The 14,499-nt window shown below is 63.3% G+C and carries 22 protein-coding genes and 2 pseudogenes; 5 read left to right on the forward strand and 19 right to left on the reverse strand.

Annotated features, from left to right (window positions below; all coding sequences use genetic code 11):
* Positions 1-134 precede the first annotated feature (134 nt).
* The 3 genes from HDG33_RS30420 to HDG33_RS30430 all read left to right on the forward strand — a co-directional run bounded on the left by HDG33_RS30420 (position 135) and on the right by HDG33_RS30430 (position 1,788).
* Positions 135-554 carry a group II truncated hemoglobin gene (locus HDG33_RS30420; RefSeq protein WP_026226291.1) on the forward strand — a complete coding sequence of 140 codons (420 nt, stop codon included), beginning with the start codon at positions 135-137 and terminating at the stop codon, positions 552-554.
* Positions 555-590: 36 nt separating this feature from the next.
* Positions 591-1,199, forward strand: coding sequence for a hypothetical protein (locus HDG33_RS30425; RefSeq protein WP_184038052.1), 609 nt, complete (start codon positions 591-593; stop codon positions 1,197-1,199).
* Between the two features lie 70 nt (positions 1,200-1,269).
* Positions 1,270-1,788, forward strand: coding sequence for an ankyrin repeat domain-containing protein (locus HDG33_RS30430; protein WP_184038055.1), 519 nt, complete (start codon positions 1,270-1,272; stop codon positions 1,786-1,788).
* A 9-nt stretch (positions 1,789-1,797) separates the two neighbouring features.
* On the opposite strand, the gene HDG33_RS30435 is transcribed toward HDG33_RS30430, so the two are convergent.
* The 6 genes and pseudogenes from HDG33_RS30435 to HDG33_RS38470 all read right to left on the reverse strand — a co-directional run.
* Complete coding sequence (locus HDG33_RS30435) at positions 1,798-2,937, reverse strand: fatty acid desaturase (protein ID WP_260330633.1); 1,140 nt, start codon at positions 2,935-2,937, stop codon at positions 1,798-1,800.
* A gap of 47 nt (positions 2,938-2,984) precedes the next feature.
* Positions 2,985-3,317, reverse strand: a complete 333-nt coding sequence (gene cyoD, locus HDG33_RS30440; protein ID WP_184038058.1) for a cytochrome o ubiquinol oxidase subunit IV — start codon at positions 3,315-3,317, stop codon at positions 2,985-2,987.
* Positions 3,318-3,926: a cytochrome o ubiquinol oxidase subunit III gene (gene cyoC, locus HDG33_RS30445; protein WP_184038061.1), complete on the reverse strand. Its 609-nt coding sequence runs from the start codon at positions 3,924-3,926 to the stop codon at positions 3,318-3,320. It lies immediately after the preceding gene.
* 3 nt (positions 3,927-3,929) lie between these two features.
* Positions 3,930-5,936 carry a cytochrome o ubiquinol oxidase subunit I gene (gene cyoB, locus HDG33_RS30450; RefSeq protein ID WP_184038064.1) on the reverse strand — a complete coding sequence of 669 codons (2,007 nt, stop codon included), beginning with the start codon at positions 5,934-5,936 and terminating at the stop codon, positions 3,930-3,932.
* A 3-nt stretch (positions 5,937-5,939) separates the two neighbouring features.
* Positions 5,940-6,836, reverse strand: coding sequence for a ubiquinol oxidase subunit II (gene cyoA / locus HDG33_RS30455; RefSeq protein ID WP_260330634.1), 897 nt, complete (start codon positions 6,834-6,836; stop codon positions 5,940-5,942).
* A 170-nt stretch (positions 6,837-7,006) separates the two neighbouring features.
* A pseudogene (locus HDG33_RS38470) lies at positions 7,007-7,479 on the reverse strand (radical SAM protein); the annotation flags it as partial.
* A 259-nt stretch (positions 7,480-7,738) separates the two neighbouring features.
* On the opposite strand from HDG33_RS38470, the gene HDG33_RS30460 reads away from it, so the two are divergent.
* Positions 7,739-8,413: an OmpW family protein gene (locus tag HDG33_RS30460; RefSeq protein ID WP_184038066.1), complete on the forward strand. Its 675-nt coding sequence runs from the start codon at positions 7,739-7,741 to the stop codon at positions 8,411-8,413.
* A gap of 82 nt (positions 8,414-8,495) precedes the next feature.
* Positions 8,496-8,732 (forward strand): zinc ribbon domain-containing protein, encoded by a 237-nt coding sequence (locus HDG33_RS30465; RefSeq protein ID WP_090811320.1) that lies wholly within the window; start codon positions 8,496-8,498, stop codon positions 8,730-8,732.
* A gap of 94 nt (positions 8,733-8,826) precedes the next feature.
* Here HDG33_RS30465 and HDG33_RS38475 read toward each other — a convergent pair whose 3' ends face one another.
* The 13 genes and pseudogenes from HDG33_RS38475 to HDG33_RS30530 all read right to left on the reverse strand — a co-directional run bounded on the left by HDG33_RS38475 (position 8,827) and on the right by HDG33_RS30530 (position 14,484).
* Complete coding sequence (locus tag HDG33_RS38475) at positions 8,827-9,048, reverse strand: FAD-dependent oxidoreductase (RefSeq protein ID WP_184038069.1); 222 nt, start codon at positions 9,046-9,048, stop codon at positions 8,827-8,829.
* Positions 9,035-9,634: pseudogene (locus HDG33_RS37710) on the reverse strand (SIR2 family protein); the annotation flags it as partial. The pseudogene HDG33_RS37710 and the gene HDG33_RS38475, both read right to left, overlap by 14 nt.
* Before the next feature lie 10 nt (positions 9,635-9,644).
* A complete protein-coding gene (locus HDG33_RS30480; protein ID WP_090811322.1) occupies positions 9,645-10,808 on the reverse strand; it encodes a DegT/DnrJ/EryC1/StrS aminotransferase family protein in 1,164 nt (387 codons plus the stop codon).
* Positions 10,795-11,073 (reverse strand): hypothetical protein, encoded by a 279-nt coding sequence (locus HDG33_RS30485; protein ID WP_184038076.1) that lies wholly within the window; start codon positions 11,071-11,073, stop codon positions 10,795-10,797. Before HDG33_RS30485 ends, HDG33_RS30480 begins: the two co-directional genes overlap by 14 nt.
* A gap of 1 nt (position 11,074) precedes the next feature.
* On the reverse strand, positions 11,075-11,293 hold the full coding sequence (gene nifT / locus HDG33_RS30490) for a putative nitrogen fixation protein NifT (protein WP_007177241.1): 219 nt from the start codon (positions 11,291-11,293) through the stop codon (positions 11,075-11,077).
* Positions 11,294-11,334: 41 nt separating this feature from the next.
* Positions 11,335-11,472: a hypothetical protein gene (locus HDG33_RS30495; protein WP_260330635.1), complete on the reverse strand. Its 138-nt coding sequence runs from the start codon at positions 11,470-11,472 to the stop codon at positions 11,335-11,337.
* 34 nt (positions 11,473-11,506) lie between these two features.
* A complete protein-coding gene (locus HDG33_RS30500) occupies positions 11,507-11,878 on the reverse strand; it encodes a hypothetical protein (protein ID WP_184038078.1) in 372 nt (123 codons plus the stop codon).
* The gene (locus HDG33_RS30505; RefSeq protein ID WP_184038081.1) at positions 11,875-12,150 is read right to left on the reverse strand and encodes a nitrogen fixation protein NifZ; all 276 of its coding nucleotides are present in this window, start codon (positions 12,148-12,150) and stop codon (positions 11,875-11,877) included. Before HDG33_RS30505 ends, HDG33_RS30500 begins: the two co-directional genes overlap by 4 nt.
* Entirely contained in the window at positions 12,147-12,527 is a 381-nt protein-coding gene (locus tag HDG33_RS30510; protein ID WP_184038084.1) for a nitrogen fixation protein NifZ, read from the reverse strand. The genes HDG33_RS30505 and HDG33_RS30510 overlap by 4 nt, the downstream gene beginning before the upstream one ends.
* A 39-nt stretch (positions 12,528-12,566) precedes the next feature.
* The gene (locus tag HDG33_RS30515; RefSeq protein ID WP_184038087.1) at positions 12,567-13,238 is read right to left on the reverse strand and encodes a 4Fe4S-binding leucine-rich repeat protein; all 672 of its coding nucleotides are present in this window, start codon (positions 13,236-13,238) and stop codon (positions 12,567-12,569) included.
* Positions 13,235-13,816, reverse strand: coding sequence for a hypothetical protein (locus HDG33_RS30520; RefSeq protein ID WP_184038090.1), 582 nt, complete (start codon positions 13,814-13,816; stop codon positions 13,235-13,237). The genes HDG33_RS30515 and HDG33_RS30520 overlap by 4 nt, the downstream gene beginning before the upstream one ends.
* A gap of 15 nt (positions 13,817-13,831) precedes the next feature.
* Positions 13,832-14,239, reverse strand: coding sequence for an iron-sulfur cluster assembly accessory protein (locus HDG33_RS30525; RefSeq protein WP_184038093.1), 408 nt, complete (start codon positions 14,237-14,239; stop codon positions 13,832-13,834).
* Positions 14,240-14,289: 50 nt separating this feature from the next.
* On the reverse strand, positions 14,290-14,484 hold the full coding sequence (locus HDG33_RS30530; RefSeq protein ID WP_026226294.1) for a 4Fe-4S binding protein: 195 nt from the start codon (positions 14,482-14,484) through the stop codon (positions 14,290-14,292).
* Positions 14,485-14,499 lie beyond the last annotated feature (15 nt).

Below are 14,499 nucleotides of genomic sequence, written 5' to 3' on the forward strand. Positions count from 1 at the left end.
GACAAACCACGCGAACTTCGTCGCCAATGAAACCATTCGGGCGCGTTTGTCGTGCGATTTCTGTCGCATTGGCCTGCGTGCAGCCGGACAATCGCCGGGTTGCGGCCTGGTTCGGTTATTGCGTTGATCGCGCCATGGACACACCAGCCACCCAAGCTTCGCGACCCGTGCCGCGCGAGACGCACTTCGACCGTCTAGGCGGCGAGACCGCCGTCATCCGCCTGGTCGATGCGTTCTATCGGCACATGGATACGCGGGCCGACGCGCAGCGCATTCGCGCGATGCATCACCCGGACCTGTCTTCGACGAAGGCCGTGCTGGTGCTGTATCTGTGCGAATGGCTCGGCGCCGACAAGCGGTACTCGGCACAGCGCGGCCAACCACGGCTGCGCACGCGTCATGCCGCATTCGCGATCGGCACCGCCGAACGGGATGCGTGGCTAGCTTGCATGCGCGCCGCGTTCGACGAGACGGGTGTCGATCCGGTGCTACGCGATGAACTGATGCAGGCCTTTTTCAAAATCGCCGACCGGATGCGCAATACGCAGACGTGAATCCCTCTTCAACGCTGTTTAACCCAAGGATCTGTGATGACCGAAACGCTCGCGCACAAGGAGATCGACGACACCGCGTTCGCCCGTCTCGAACATGAAGGCCGTCTGCTCAACCCGGTTCTCAAGGGGCTGACGAACAGGCTCGACCGGGTCGGCTTCCGCGGCGAACTTGCGCTGCGGTTTGCTCCGAAGCTCGCCGACGAAGCGCGGCCGCCGGAGCTGACCTGCGATCAGGTGATGGCATGCGCGACGATCGGCCATAAGCACTTGCCGTTCTTCGCCGGGTATCTGTTGAGCTTCGAGCATCTGAAGGACGTGGCCGAGGTGCTCAGCGACACGCTCTCGGCGGGTGGCAAGTATTTTCTGTTTTGCGACAACATCGACCTGAGCAAGCGATATCAGGTGCCGTACAAGGGCGCGATGTTCTATGTGCTGCCGATTCTCGAGTCCACCGTCTACAACGAGATGCTCGAACTGCTGTACCTTGAAAAGAACGAATTGAAGAAAAAGGACTCAGGCGGCAAGCTGGATGCGGTAGCGGACGCGGCCATCAAGTTCGACGTAACCTTCGACACGATCACCTACAGCGAAGGACTTGAATTGATGGGGCCGGTGCGCAACCCCAACGAGAACCGGCCCGTCTGAGGCTCGGGTCCCGACGGCTGCCGCCCGCGCTGCTGCGCCAACCGATGTTCCCTTGCACCCGAACGCGACCATGATCATGCACACTGACACTGCTTTCGTCGTCCGCGAACGCCTGGCCCCGCGCGTTGTCCGGAACCCCGATGCACAACTCGAAACGATCGTGCCCGCCGCACTTTCCACTTGGCTGGCGTACCACGGCTTCCCGGCTCCCCATTCGCGCTGCGTGAACGGCGAAACCCCGTTGATGCGCGCCGCGCAGCATGGCGAGGACGCGGTCGTCGAAGCGTTGCTCGCACTCGGCGCACGCGCCGACGCGCTCGATGACGACGGCAACCATGCGCTCTGGTTCGCGTGCCTGCACGGCGGCCCCGCGACCATCCTGCGGCTGATCGACGCCGGCGCGCCGATCGACCATGTGAACGACGACGACATCACATGCCTGTTGCAGGCAGCCGCGAGCGGTCGCCTCGACGTCCTGCAGATGCTGCTTGCGCATGGGGCGAACGCAAAACTGTGCGCACCGGATGGCCGCAGCGCGCTCGACATGGCAGCCGACCTCGGGCTGCAACTGCTGCTTGCTTTCGGATGACAGGCTTTGTTAGCGAGTCTTAAGAGGGACGTGCGTCGCGCGACCAGCGAAGTCGGTCCACTGATCAGTCGAAAAATCGTATAGTTTGCAGCCTCGTGCGGTGTCGAAGTACCAACGCCACGAAAACCGCTGCACGACGATCCGTTCCGGAAGCATCGCTTCGAGGGTTCGCTGAGCACCGACGAGCCCGTATAGAGGGAGACTCATGTCGACGTGATGCGCGGTGTGCTCCATGATGTGATGAAACAGCGCGCCAAAACGCCAGCGAAAGGTCAAGTGCACCGTCGTGGATACGAACGGATCTGAACGCCCCCATTTCGCGCGATCGTCGTACCAGCGGATTTGCGGATGCGTGTGGTGCGCGTACACGACGAAACCCACCATCGCGCACCAGAACAGGAACGGCACCCCGAACCCGCATGCGATTGACGGGACTACCCCCCGCTGCGTCGCGCGAGCGATCCACGCGAGCGCGCCGATCCACAGCAGTGCGAACACCGATACCAGCGTGCAGTCACGAAAGAACACGGAGCGCCGCGTCGGCATTGCGGCCCGCGACGGGAAAAACATCTTCGTCCACCAAATTTCGATCATGTAGTAGAGACCGGGCGCCCAGCCGCTGCGATAGATACGTTCCAGTGCGCGCCGTGGCCCACTCAAGGCGCGATATTCCTGGATCGTCAGCGGTGCCCACACAAAATCGACGCCTTTCAGGTTCGTGTAGCCGTGATGCACCACGTTGTGACCCACTTGCCACAGGCTGTACGGCGTGAGCGACGGCAGGAAGGCGATCCGGCCCAGCCAGCGGTTGAGCGTGCGGTGCCGGGTCAGGCTCTCATGACATGCGTCGTGACCGATGACGAAGAGCCGTCCGATGACGAAACCCGCCATGCATCCGAATACGGTCTTCAGCACGAACCCGTGCGCGAACACGCTCGCGGCGAGCGCACACAATAGCAAAACGTAGTCGAACACGAGCAGCAGAAGCGCGTAGGCGGTGCGGCGTTCGGCGAACGGTGTCAGCCACGAGCGGATGACCTTGCGATGGGGCAATGGCTCATTGGCGGGAACGGGGTGATTCGGACTGTTCATGAAGAAGGCCGGTAGAGCGGTGCAGCACAACACCACGCACGCGGCCAACGGCTGCATGCCGTGTCCGCGATGATGTGACCAGACCGTTTCGCGCTGGTGGCGAGTCAGCGCGACATCATGTTCATGCTGACATTGTGCATTACCCAGATCGTGCCGAAGATCAGGAACAGCGCGGCGAGCGCGGTGTAGCATAACGCCAGCCCGTTCCAGCGCTGGCCGCGCGACAGGTCGAGATGCAGGAACGTCACCAGATGCACGACGATCTGCACGAACGCCAGCAACGCGAGCGCCATAATCGCGGAGCCGGACGGCAGCAACCGTTGCGTGACGATCGAGAATGAGCCAGCCGTCAGCGCCACGGCAAGCACGAAACCGGTGATATAACCGGCGACGTCACCACGCGAGGCGGTCGTGGACGTCGAGTGTGAATGGACCATTTAGAGCATGCTCCCGAGATAGACAAACGAAAACACGCAGATCCACACGATGTCGAGGAAGTGCCAGAAGAGGCTCAGGCATGTCAGACTCGTGAGATCGCGACCGGACAGTTCAGGCGAGCGGACGACATGCACGACGAGCACGGCCATCCAGACCAGGCCGGCTGTTACGTGCAGGCCGTGGGTGCCAACCAGCGTGAAGAACGACGACAGGAAGGCGCTGCGACTGGGCCCGGCACCGTCGGCGACCAGGTGCGAGAACTCGCGCAGCTCTAACGCGAGGAACAGCGCGCCAAGCACGAACGTCACGAGGAGCCAGCCGATCACGGCACCACGCCCCTGGCGCTGCGCGCCGAGCATCGCGAAGCCGTAGGTGGTGCTGCTCAGCAGCAGCACGCCGGTTTGAAGTGCGACACCGGGGATGTCGAACAGGTCCCGTCCGGACGGTCCACCCGCGAACTGGTGCGCCATTACGGCGAACACGGCGAACAGCGACGCGAACAGCATGCAGTCGGTCATCAGGTACAGCCAGAAGCCGAACACGGTGGGCGTTGGGCCGTGGTCAGCGCTCGACCTGCCGTGATGGACGAGTAATGCAGATTGCGTCATGGATCAGGTCTCCGCGGATTCGGGTAATTCAAGGGCGGCCGGGGTGGGTGCGCTGCCGCGTCGTGCTTCGATTTCGCGCACGCGCGAGGCCGGAATCACGTAGCCATGGTCGTCGCGGAAGCTACGCGCAATCAGCGCGGCGACGATCGCGAGGAAGGCCAGCACGGCGAGCCACGTGATGTGCCAGACGCCGGCGAAGCCGAGCACGAGGCTGAATGCGCCGATCAGGAACCCGTCCGCGGTATTCGACGGTAGGTGGATGTCCTCGTAATGCGCCAGTGCGGCATTTGCTGCGCCGCTTTCCTTCATGTGCGCGAACGCGTCGAGCTGGTGGACGACCGGTATGCGCGCGAAGTTGTAGACAGCGGGCGGTGACGAGGTGGCCCATTCGAGCGTGCGGCCGTTCCACGGGTCGCCCGTCAGGTCGACGTATTCCGGCTCGTTGCGATGGATCACGCTCACGACGACCTGGGCGATCTGGTGCACGACACCGAGTGCGATCAGCACCACGCCGCATGCGGCGACGAACAACCAGGGATGCCAGGTCGGGTTGTCGTAGTGATTCAGGCGCCGGGTCATGCCCATGAAGCCGAGCACGTAGAGCGGCACGAACGACACGTAGAAGCCGACGAACCAGCACCAGAACGCCCGCTTGCCGAGCTTCTCGTTAAGCTTGAAGCCGAACGCCTTCGGGAACCAGTAATGGAAGCCCGCGAGATAGCCGAACACGACGCCGCCTATGATCGCGTTGTGAAAGTGCGCGATCAGGAACAGGCTGTTGTGCAACACGAAGTCCACGCCCGGGATCGCCATCATCACGCCCGTCATGCCGCCGATCGTGAACGTGACCATGAAGCCGATCGTCCACAGCACGGGTGCGGTGAACTCGATGCGACCGCGGTACATCGTGAACAGCCAGTTGAAGATTTTCACGCCCGTGGGGATCGCGATGACCATCGTCATAATGCCGAAGAACGCGTTGACGTCCGCGCCGGAACCCATCGTGAAGAAGTGGTGCGCCCACACGAGGAATGCGAGCACCGTGATCGCGCACGACGCGTAGACCATCGTTCTGTAGCCAAACAGCGGTTTCTTCGCGAAGGTCGCGATCACTTCCGAGTAGATGCCGAACGCGGGCAGCACGAGGATGTACACCTCCGGGTGGCCCCACGCCCAGATCAGGTTCAGGTACAGCATCGCGTTGCCGCCGAGCTCATTGGTGAAAAAGTGCATGCCTGCGTAGCGGTCGAGGCCGAGCAGTGCGAGCGTCACGGTTAGGATCGGGAACGTTGCCATGATCAGCACGTTCGAGCACAGCGCGGTCCACGTGAACACCGGCATCTTCATCAGCGTCATGCCGGGCGCGCGCAGCTTGACGATCGTCACGAAGAAGTTGATCGCGGTAATCAGCGTACCGACGCCGGAGAGCTGCAGACTCCAGATGTAGTAGTCGACCCCGACGCCGGGACTGAACTGCAGCTCCGACAGCGGTGGATACGCGAGCCAGCCGACCTGCGCGAACTCGCCGAACACGAGCGACAGATTGATCAGGATCGCGCTGATCGCCGTCATCCAGAAACTCAGCGAATTCAGAAACGGGAAGGCGACGTCGCGCGCGCCGATCTGCAGCGGCACGACAAGATTGAAGAGGCCGACCATCAGCGCCATCGCCATGAAGAAGATCATGATGACACCGTGCGCGGTGAATATCTGGTCGTAGTGGTGCGGCGGCAGGTAACCGGGGCCGTGAAACGCGATCGCGAGCTGAAGCCGCATCATTACGGCGTCGACAAAACCGCGCACGAGCATCAGCACCGCGACGATGATGTACATGATGCCGATCTTCTTGTGATCGACGCTTGTCAGCCACTCGGTCCAGAGCCACTTCCAGCGGCCGAGCTTCGTGAGCGTGACGATGACCGCCAGCACGATGAGCGCCATGAACGCGGCCGCGCCCATGATGACCGGCTGATCGAACGGAATCGCACCGGGCGTGAGTTTTCCAAACATGGCTTACTCCGTGGTCTGCGTGCGACAGGCGGCGTCGCGGAAGGCCGTGACGTTGCCGTTGTTGTATCGGGCAACGATGTTGCGGAACAGGTACTGGTCGATCGATGAGAAGTAGCGTACCGACTGCTTCTCGCTCGGCTTCGCGACTTCGGCGTATTCGTCCATGCTCAGTCGGTCCGGCGAAGCCTTGACCTTCCGCACCCATGCGTCGAAGTCGGTGGCGCTCGTCGCGAGCGTGCGGAACTTCATGTCGGCGAATCCCTTGCCGCTGAAGTTGGCGGACATGCCTTCGAAATTTCCCGGTGCATCCGCGATCAGGTGCAGACGGGTCTGCATGCCGACCATTGCATACACCTGGGTACCGAGTTGCGGGATGAAGAATGAGTTCATCACCGAGTCCGACGTGATCCGGAAATTCACCGGCGTATCGACTGGCACGGCGAGCTGGTTCACCGACGCAATGCCGAGGTCCGGGTAGATGAAGAGCCACTTCCAGTCGAGCGCGACCACCTCGACGTCGATCGGTTTCACGCTCGACTGCAGCGGCCGGTACGGGTCGAGCTCATGTGTGGTGCGCCAGGTCAGGATACCGAGGTACAGGATGATCAGGGCGGGGATCGTCCAGACGACGATCTCGATCGCCGTCGAGTGCGCCCATTTGGGTGCATAGACCGCGTGACGGTTCGACGCACGGTAGCGCCACGCGAAGAACAGCGTCAGCAGGATCACCGGGATCACGACGATCAGCATCGCCCACGTGGCGGTGGCGATCAGCGACTTCTCGGCCGCGCCGACGCTCCCTTTTGGATCAAGCACAGTCAGATCACATCCCGATAGACAGGCGCTCAATGTCGTGACGATGGCTATCGACCGTTTCCTTAAGGCTTTTCTGTCTGTCATAGTGGTTAAGTCCGGGTTGTGGCACTTTTGACCTGAAGCTGGCTTGACGCATGCGGCATCACACTCGCAGCATCATGGTCCGACAACCGGCCAGCTTTGTGATTGATGCCGATCAAGGACGAACAAAGCGGCGGGGTGCGGTGCACTGACGCAGTGCGCGGGCTAAATCAGGCGACAGTCTGCTGCGACAAACCGTAGATCAGGTCGACGTTAATTGAGAGAAATCCCGCATCGCGTGCGCCGCTGAGTGCGCGTTTCACCACATCGAGTGGCTGGATGCGATTGACAGCCTGCTGAACGTCGGTAGCAAAGTCCTGTACGCCGAAGCTCGCTCGGTTGAAGCCGAGGCGCGCGAGTGGTGAAAGCGTTTTGGTGCTGACGGTTCGCGGATCAATTTCGATGGCAAGTTCTGCGTCGATCGAGAACGCGAAGCGGTTCTGCAGTTGCTGGAAAGCTCTTCGAGTTCGGCAACAGGGAAGAAGGTCGGCGTTCCATCTCCCAGATGCAGCTGCACGGTTCGCCGGTCAGGTCCGAGATGTGACGCGGCCAGGTCCATCTCACGAACGAGGTAGCTCAGATATCTAGCGCTGCAGCCATGGTCGTGCGTAATGACCTTGTTGCATGCGCAGAAGTAGCAGAGTGATCTGCGTGCCGTTCGGCGGCTGCAGCCAGTCCGGCAATGGCTGCGAAATCGGTGTCTCCGGGTGCGAGAAACATCTTGGGTACCAGTCAATGCGGTTGAAGGCAAATAGTCCGGCCTCAAGGCTCCCGCTATCTCGACATTCCTAATCGTGACCCGATGTCGCATCCTGACTTCGGGATCGGGACCGGTTGATCCTGCGCAAGGGCAGCCCTGATTTGCGCGTCGACAATTCCCCGCATACGTCAACAAGGGGAAAGCGATGAAGCACATGATTAAGGCCGTCATGATCGTGGCAAGCCTGTGCACTACCGGTTTGTTCGAAGTGCTGGCATACGCGGATGACGTAAGCGCGAACGGAAGCACGATGGCAGGCGAGGTGCCGGCGGATGGGATCCACGCCGGTGACGTGCTCGTGCGTCTGCGTGCCATCTCGATCGAGCCCGAAGTACACACCAGCGGCACCTTGTCGTCGCTCGGCGTGGGTGTCAATAACGCACTCGTGCCGGAGTTGGACCTGACCTATATGATCCGCGACGCGATCGGCATCGAGCTGATTCTCGCCACCTCGCGGCACCACGTGACGTCTGGCCTCGGCGATCTAGGTGGCGTGAACGTGCTGCCGCCGACGCTGCTGCTGCAATATCACTTCAACCATGCTGGCGTGATCCGACCGTATGTCGGCGCGGGGGTCAACTACACGTACTTCTACAACGACGGCCTGAGCGCGGGCTCCGAAGGCATCCAGGTGTCACGCAGCAGCTTCGGTCCGGCGGTGCAGGCTGGCGTCGACGTGCAGATCACGAAGACCGTCTTTCTCAACGCGGATATCAAGAAGATCTGGATGCACACGGACGCCTCGCTCGGCGATAGTTCGTTGGGCCGGCTGGACATCGACCCACTGGTACTGGGAATAGGCGTCGGGATGAAGTTCTAGCGAGCGCGCAATGACAGACCACAGCTCGCACCAACGGGCGATCCGCTGCGCCCCATCCACCTGAAACGGAGATCTGATCACTATGCCCCTGTACGACTACCGCTGCGCGGCCTGCGGCCACGCATTCGAAACGCTAGTGCGCGCCGGCCACACGCCCGTCTGCCCGCAATGCGGTGGCACCGCGCTGGACAAGCAGGTCAGCGCGCCGGCCTCGCCCGGCAAGAGCCGCGCGATCATCTCCCGCGCGCGGCGTCAGGCGGCGCGCGAAGGGCACCTCAGCAACTATTCGCCGGCCGAGCGCCGCAAGCTGCTGCGCTGAGCCAACGGGGAATCGCGCTGTCGATGTATATGAACCTCGAGGGCGCCTACGGGATGGCACTCAGTCTCACCGTCTTCATGGCCGGCACGCTGGATCAGGCCACCGCCGGCAGCCTGCTGGAACGCGCGAAGGGCATCTGCCCGTATCTCGACGCGTGGCTTCGCAACATTGCGTCAGCACGGCCGCCCTCACGCTCGCGCGCTTCGATGACCACGACGGAAACGTCCTGCGCATGCAGTACGCGCGCCAGCGCGAGGCCGCGTAGACCCGCGCCGACGATGGCCACGTCGACCACCAGCGATTCGACCGAGGTCATCTCGCCGCTCAGAGCACAGAAACAAAAAACTGCGACCGCTGCCCCACGCCTGCACGGCAGGCGGAATGGGCGTCTGGATATCGATCTCAGTCATGACTTCGACGAAGTCGCTGTCAGAGACCAGGTAGTTAGAGGCCGGCGCATGGCCGCCAATCGGCTTGTAGAGCAGCGCGCCCGAGGCCGGCACGTCATCCAGCAACGCGCCGTCTGCGCTATAGGCCGCGAACCAATGGCCGAAATGCTCGGCCTGCGACAGCCCCTGCAACTGCGCCCAGCCGCCCTGCGGCCGCGCCTGCGCCAGCGCGCAATGCAGTGCCGACGGCGTCGGCGTCATGGCGAAGGCCTCATTCATGACGCTCACCAGCGACTTCCGATGCTTGAAGTTTTCGATGAACTGCGCCGCCTAGGTCAGCCGGGTGCGGATCTTGTGCAGCACGCTGACCTTGGCCGTGATGATTTCGGCGAGCGCGAGCGGCGTGGCAGGGACGGCCGTATCGGGGCACAGCGCGAGCAGCGCCGGTCCCAGGTACGGAATGACGCCGCCCGCACACAGGCGTTCGGCGATGGTCTGGACTGAAACGGTAATGCAGTGCGCCTCACAGATAAATGGCAGCGCCGGCGCCCACGTTGGTCGCGGTGTCTTTCAGCGTCTTGACGATGTACTTGACCTGGTCGGTGTCGAGCAGCGTGTGCAGCGGCAGCGCCAGCGCGCGATCGCCGATGCGCTCGGTGTCGGGCAACAGGCCGCTCTTGCGGCCGATCGCATCGCCCGCGTTCATGTAGTGGAACTGCTGATGCAGCGGATGGCTGTAGGCCACCGTCTCAATGCCGCAAGATTTCATGTCGTCGATCATCTGGGCGCGCGCGCTCTGCGTAAAACGCTTGCCCAAATGCACAACATAGAGCATCCAGTGCACTTCTTCGACGTCCTCGGCCACGTAGGCCGGCTTGATCCCTTCGAAGCTTTGCATCTCTTCGTGATACCAGGTCTCGACCTGCTTTCGCTGCGCGAGGCGCGTGTCGAGTTCGGCCAGTTGCGCGAGACCGAGCGCGGCGGTCAGATCACTGATGCCCGCCTGCAGCGGCACCCGCGAGCCGACCGAGACGGACGCGCGGTCCGTGACGCGCCGCTCGCGTAGATAGCGCAGTTCATGGACGAGTTCGTCATCGTCGGTGACGAGCATGCCGCCCGCTCCTGTGCACAGCGCGGACGGGCTGGAGAAGTCGAACACTGATACGTCGCCGAAACAGCCGACGTTGCGGCCCCGGTAGCGCGAGCCCAACGCCTCAGTACTGTCTTCGATCAGCCGCAAGCGCTGCGCGTCGGCCAGTTCGCGCAGCAGCGCCCACGCGGCCGGGTGGCCGTTGGTATTGCCGGCGAGGATCGCGCGCGTGCGAGGGCCGATCTTCTGCGCGGCTTTTTCGGCGCTCAGACAACCGCTCCAGTAGTCGATGTCGGCGAACACCGGCACGGCTCCCGCCAGCGTGATCGCCTGCGCGACCTGATGCCAGGTGTGCGACGCGCAGACCACCTCGTCTCCCGGGCCGATCCCCGTCGCGCGCAACGCAATCCAGGTGGCGAGCGTGCCGCTCGCGACCGCGACCGCATGCTCCCGGCCAACCCAGCCCGCAAACGCGCGCTCGAACGAATCAAGCATCGGCCCGTCGCTCCAACGCGAGGATTGCAGCACCGCGTTGACGAGATCGATCTCGCGCGCCGCGCAAGCCGGTTCGCTCAGCGCGATCTCATCGATTTCCATACGCCTTGTCCTCGGTCAGGATCAACGCATCGGCCTCTTCAGGCCGCTGCGTGATGGTTCTGTAATACCCGGCCGATATCGCGAAATAGATACTGCGCACACCGAACCGGAGCGCTGCTGTCTCGTCGCACATCACCGTTGCGCTGACATGCATTGTGCGCACCTCGGGATAACGTTCGTGCCATTGCGCGGCAGCGTCGCGTAGCGTCGGTGCCGTGCGGAGCAGGTCCGCCGCGAAGTCCAATTGCTCGGCGTCGAGGCTCATCTCACTCCTCCACGCCAGCAATGCGCCGCGCTTCGACCGTGATGGGCAGTGGCGTATCGTCGGCCATCGCGGGCAATTCGAGTTGCCAGCCGTTCGCGAGCGTGACGAGACCGCCCCACATCCCGGGCTGCGCCATCGCGACAATGGGCTCCTCCAGGTCCTTCTTTGGCACGTAGGCGCTCAGCGCGCCCTTGCTGTCCTTGCGGATCATGACTTTCATGGTTGCGGACTCCGGAGGTTGATGACAGGTTCAAACCAGGTTCAAGCGGGATGCGCTGCTTCCTCCAGCAGTGGACGAAGCAACCGCGGCAGATGGGCGAGCACGTACTCAATGTCCTGCGCCGTAGTGATTTCGCCGAGCGACAGCCGCACCGCCGCCAGCGCCTCATCGCGCGGCACACCATAGATCGTCGCCCGGCTCCGTTAGTTTGCTTCACGGCCAGAACACGCATTCGCGATCGATGCACAGCGTGTCCAGCAACTCGGCCAGATCGGTGCTCTCATGCTGGGGCATCCATCGGTGCGATGCATGATCGCGCGCGCTCAGGTGCCACATACCGTCTTCATCGCGCGTGAGCCAGGCTATGTCGATCAGCCCGCCATTCGCGTCGACATTGCGGGAGCAGCACGGACTCTCGACACGGAACCCCGGCCCATCGCGCAGCACGCGCGGCACCACATAGCGGTAGCGGGTACGCTCGCGCAACGCTTGCTCGATCTGGCGCTGGGTCAGGTCGAACGGGCGGCCCGCGCGCAAACCGTCGCGCGGCGCCGCCGCTTCTGGCGCGCTCGCCTGAACCGTCATGACTTGGCTCCTTCTTCGGGTAGCAGGCCGGCGGGTGCGGGCGCAATTTCATTCTCCGTGCATCCGACGACACAGTTGCCGAACTCCACCAGATAGACTGGCTCGCCGCTCTCAACCACCTGGCCGACGTTGACGATTTCGCCGACCGTACCCGCCTCGGCGAGACAATCGTCCTGGCCGCGCTCCGGAAAGCTGCCGTCGTTGCACAGGTCATCCAGCGCGATCACGCGCATGCCCCACTGATAAGCAGGCTGAACCGGTTCGATACTCATGCTGACGGCTCCTGCGGTTGCGACATTTCCGGCTGGACCCGCGTGCCGATCTTGTGCAGCGCTTCGGCCCGCTCGCCCAAGCCTTGCAGCACGTCGTCCGGCAGGTTGTCGAGCGTGCATAGCTCTTTCGCGCGCATGCCGACACGGTGGCCGCTCTCAACGAAATACACCGCGTAGATATAGAACTGCTGAAGGAAGGTGTCGATGCTGGTGACGTAGCCAATCTCGCCCTTGTTCACCAGCACTTCGCCGATGTCCTTGCCGTTGTAGGTGCCGTCGTTGCGGATCACCGCGCGTGCGATCACGCGCTCGCCGTAGTTGAAGCGCGGGGGAAACGCGACCTCGATCAGGTCGTCGTCGCGATTGATGTCAGCCATGCTTCGCTCCTGCTGATCGTTGCGTCTGTCCGGTGGTCATCAGGTTAGCGACCTCGCCCGCTGCCGGCGCTGCCGCGCGAGCGCGCGCACCTCTTCGTCCGCGTCATCCATCAGCGACGCCATGATTGCGCCAGCCGCGCGCCGCGCGACTTGCCAGCGCACTCGCCAATCGGGATCGAACGCGAGGCGCGATAGCAGCGTCGCGGGCAGACGCTCGGCAACGCTGCGGCGTACCTCGGCCTCGCTGTCGTCGGCAATACGCAGCAGCGCGGGCATCTCAAGACGCTCGGCCAGTCGCATCCGGACTCCGCGATCAGGGTCGCCGATCATCTGCGGCAGCAGCGCGAGCGGCAGACGCCGCGCCACCCATTCACGCACGCCGTAGTCGGCATCGCCCCGCATGCCGATCAATGCAGCAGGCGACAGGCGCTGCGCCACGCGAATCCGCACCTCGCGATGCGGATCGTGGATCAGGCGCGCCAGTTGCGCCTGCGGCAATCGCAACGCGAGCTGCAGCCGGCCCATCTCGTCGGGGTCGCCGAGCAATGCGGGCAGACAAAACACACCGGCGTGACTCGCTGGCCCGCAACCGTGCTCCGCCGGCAATTCGCGCAACCGCACGTACCCGCAGCCGGCGCAGTCGAGCGGGCCGCCCTGCCAGTGGCGCGGTGCAATGTCGCCGCCTGGTACGCGCACGTTCTGTACGCTCATGGTTGCGTCCCCGTCCAGCCGCGCGTCGGATACGCACTCAGCGCATCCATTGCATCGTCGGACCCGACGCCGGTCTCATGACGATCCAAGACTTGCGAGAGCAGCGCGCCCCCCACCCGGTCTTCGGGATCGAGCCGGCGCAATTCGCGCAGTAGCATGCGCGCTTCTTCAAAGTCGCCGAGACGCATGTTGAGGTACGCGAGGCCCTTCAGCGTGAACAGATAAAAACGCGCGGCCGCGTCATAACGCGTGGTCACGATCGCGGCCGCAAGCGGTTCGTCGCCGAGATCTGAGCCCAGCGCGGTGCGGGCGACCGCCAGCGCGTCTTCGCCGATCGCACGCGCCTGCGCCAATTGATGGCCGTAGAAGTAAAAGCGGTACAACGCGATCAACGGCACCGGATGCCGCGGCGCGGCGGCGCGGGCGCGTTGCAACAGCGCGAGCGCCTCGTCGGGGCGCTCGCGCAACCGACCCGCCTCGGCGATCAATGCATTGACGCCCGACGGCAAGCCGCCGCCAATCGCGCTCTGCGCAAACGCGGTCATTACGTCGTCGAGGGCACGGTCGCCGGACTCCATCGCCATCGCTCCTCTTCAGGAGATCTGACGCGGCAGCGGCGGCCGCCCGCGGCCAATCGCGCTGATATCGATGGTCGCCACGCCCGGCGGCGCCGATTCCGCACTGCTGCTGCAACCACAAGCGGCCTGGTTCGGATTGAAGAAGATCAAGCCGGACTGGGTTGGCGTGTCGGCGAAATCGATCGTTATGTCTTCGAGCATCAGCCGGCTCTCAGCCGGCAGGAATACGCGCAGGCCGTTGATGTCGAGTTCCTGTTCGCCTGGTTGCAGCGCCGGCTCGGCGGTGAATTTCGCGGTATAGCCGGAACAGCCGCCGGCGCTCACCACCAGACGAAAGCCGGCCCCAGCCGGCAGGCCCGAAAAGCGCACGATACGACGCATGAACTTCTCGGCGGCGCTCGTAACAGTTACGTTGGACAGCATGATGCGTAGTCTCCTGATGGATGAATGGCCGGCCCGGCCACGAGCCAGACTCAAACCTGAACGATGCAGCCGTCCACGGGACACACGGCGACGCACTGCGGGTCGTCGAAGTGGCCTTCGCATTCGGTGCATTTCTTGGGGTCGATCGCGAACACGCCGCCTTTCTCGCTGATCGCGACATTGGGGCATTCGGGTTCGCAGGCCGAGCATCCCGTACAGGTGGACGCAATAATCTTCAGAGGCATGGAGGCTCTCCTGTT

It is taken from the genome of Paraburkholderia sp. Cpub6, from assembly GCF_014201065.1.
Taxonomy (GTDB): domain Bacteria; phylum Pseudomonadota; class Gammaproteobacteria; order Burkholderiales; family Burkholderiaceae; genus Paraburkholderia; species Paraburkholderia tuberum.

Excerpts from the sequence above, each read along its gene's own strand:
- HDG33_RS30515 (WP_184038087.1), bottom strand. The coding sequence starts at position 13,238 with ATGAGCGTACAGAACGTGCGCGTACCAGGCGGCGACATTGCACCGCGC.
- HDG33_RS30525 (WP_184038093.1), bottom strand. The coding sequence starts at position 14,239 with ATGCTGTCCAACGTAACTGTTACGAGCGCCGCCGAGAAGTTCATGCGT.
- HDG33_RS30530 (WP_026226294.1), bottom strand. The coding sequence starts at position 14,484 with ATGCCTCTGAAGATTATTGCGTCCACCTGTACGGGATGCTCGGCCTGC.
- HDG33_RS30480 (WP_090811322.1), bottom strand. The coding sequence starts at position 10,808 with ATGGAAATCGATGAGATCGCGCTGAGCGAACCGGCTTGCGCGGCGCGC.
- HDG33_RS38475 (WP_184038069.1), bottom strand. The coding sequence starts at position 9,048 with ATGACCTCGGTCGAATCGCTGGTGGTCGACGTGGCCATCGTCGGCGCG.
- HDG33_RS30465 (WP_090811320.1), top strand. The coding sequence starts at position 8,496 with ATGCCCCTGTACGACTACCGCTGCGCGGCCTGCGGCCACGCATTCGAA.
- HDG33_RS30430 (WP_184038055.1), top strand. The coding sequence starts at position 1,270 with ATGATCATGCACACTGACACTGCTTTCGTCGTCCGCGAACGCCTGGCC.
- cyoD (WP_184038058.1), bottom strand. The coding sequence starts at position 3,317 with ATGGTCCATTCACACTCGACGTCCACGACCGCCTCGCGTGGTGACGTC.
- HDG33_RS30435 (WP_260330633.1), bottom strand. The coding sequence starts at position 2,937 with ATGCAGCCGTTGGCCGCGTGCGTGGTGTTGTGCTGCACCGCTCTACCG.
- HDG33_RS30520 (WP_184038090.1), bottom strand. The coding sequence starts at position 13,816 with ATGGAGTCCGGCGACCGTGCCCTCGACGACGTAATGACCGCGTTTGCG.
- nifT (WP_007177241.1), bottom strand. The coding sequence starts at position 11,293 with ATGAAAGTCATGATCCGCAAGGACAGCAAGGGCGCGCTGAGCGCCTAC.
- HDG33_RS30505 (WP_184038081.1), bottom strand. The coding sequence starts at position 12,150 with ATGAGTATCGAACCGGTTCAGCCTGCTTATCAGTGGGGCATGCGCGTG.
- cyoC (WP_184038061.1), bottom strand. The coding sequence starts at position 3,926 with ATGACGCAATCTGCATTACTCGTCCATCACGGCAGGTCGAGCGCTGAC.
- HDG33_RS30500 (WP_184038078.1), bottom strand. The coding sequence starts at position 11,878 with ATGACGGTTCAGGCGAGCGCGCCAGAAGCGGCGGCGCCGCGCGACGGT.
- cyoA (WP_260330634.1), bottom strand. The coding sequence starts at position 6,836 with ATGACAGACAGAAAAGCCTTAAGGAAACGGTCGATAGCCATCGTCACG.
- cyoB (WP_184038064.1), bottom strand. The coding sequence starts at position 5,936 with ATGTTTGGAAAACTCACGCCCGGTGCGATTCCGTTCGATCAGCCGGTC.
- HDG33_RS30485 (WP_184038076.1), bottom strand. The coding sequence starts at position 11,073 with ATGAGCCTCGACGCCGAGCAATTGGACTTCGCGGCGGACCTGCTCCGC.
- HDG33_RS30420 (WP_026226291.1), top strand. The coding sequence starts at position 135 with ATGGACACACCAGCCACCCAAGCTTCGCGACCCGTGCCGCGCGAGACG.
- HDG33_RS30460 (WP_184038066.1), top strand. The coding sequence starts at position 7,739 with ATGAAGCACATGATTAAGGCCGTCATGATCGTGGCAAGCCTGTGCACT.
- HDG33_RS30425 (WP_184038052.1), top strand. The coding sequence starts at position 591 with ATGACCGAAACGCTCGCGCACAAGGAGATCGACGACACCGCGTTCGCC.
- HDG33_RS30510 (WP_184038084.1), bottom strand. The coding sequence starts at position 12,527 with ATGGCTGACATCAATCGCGACGACGACCTGATCGAGGTCGCGTTTCCC.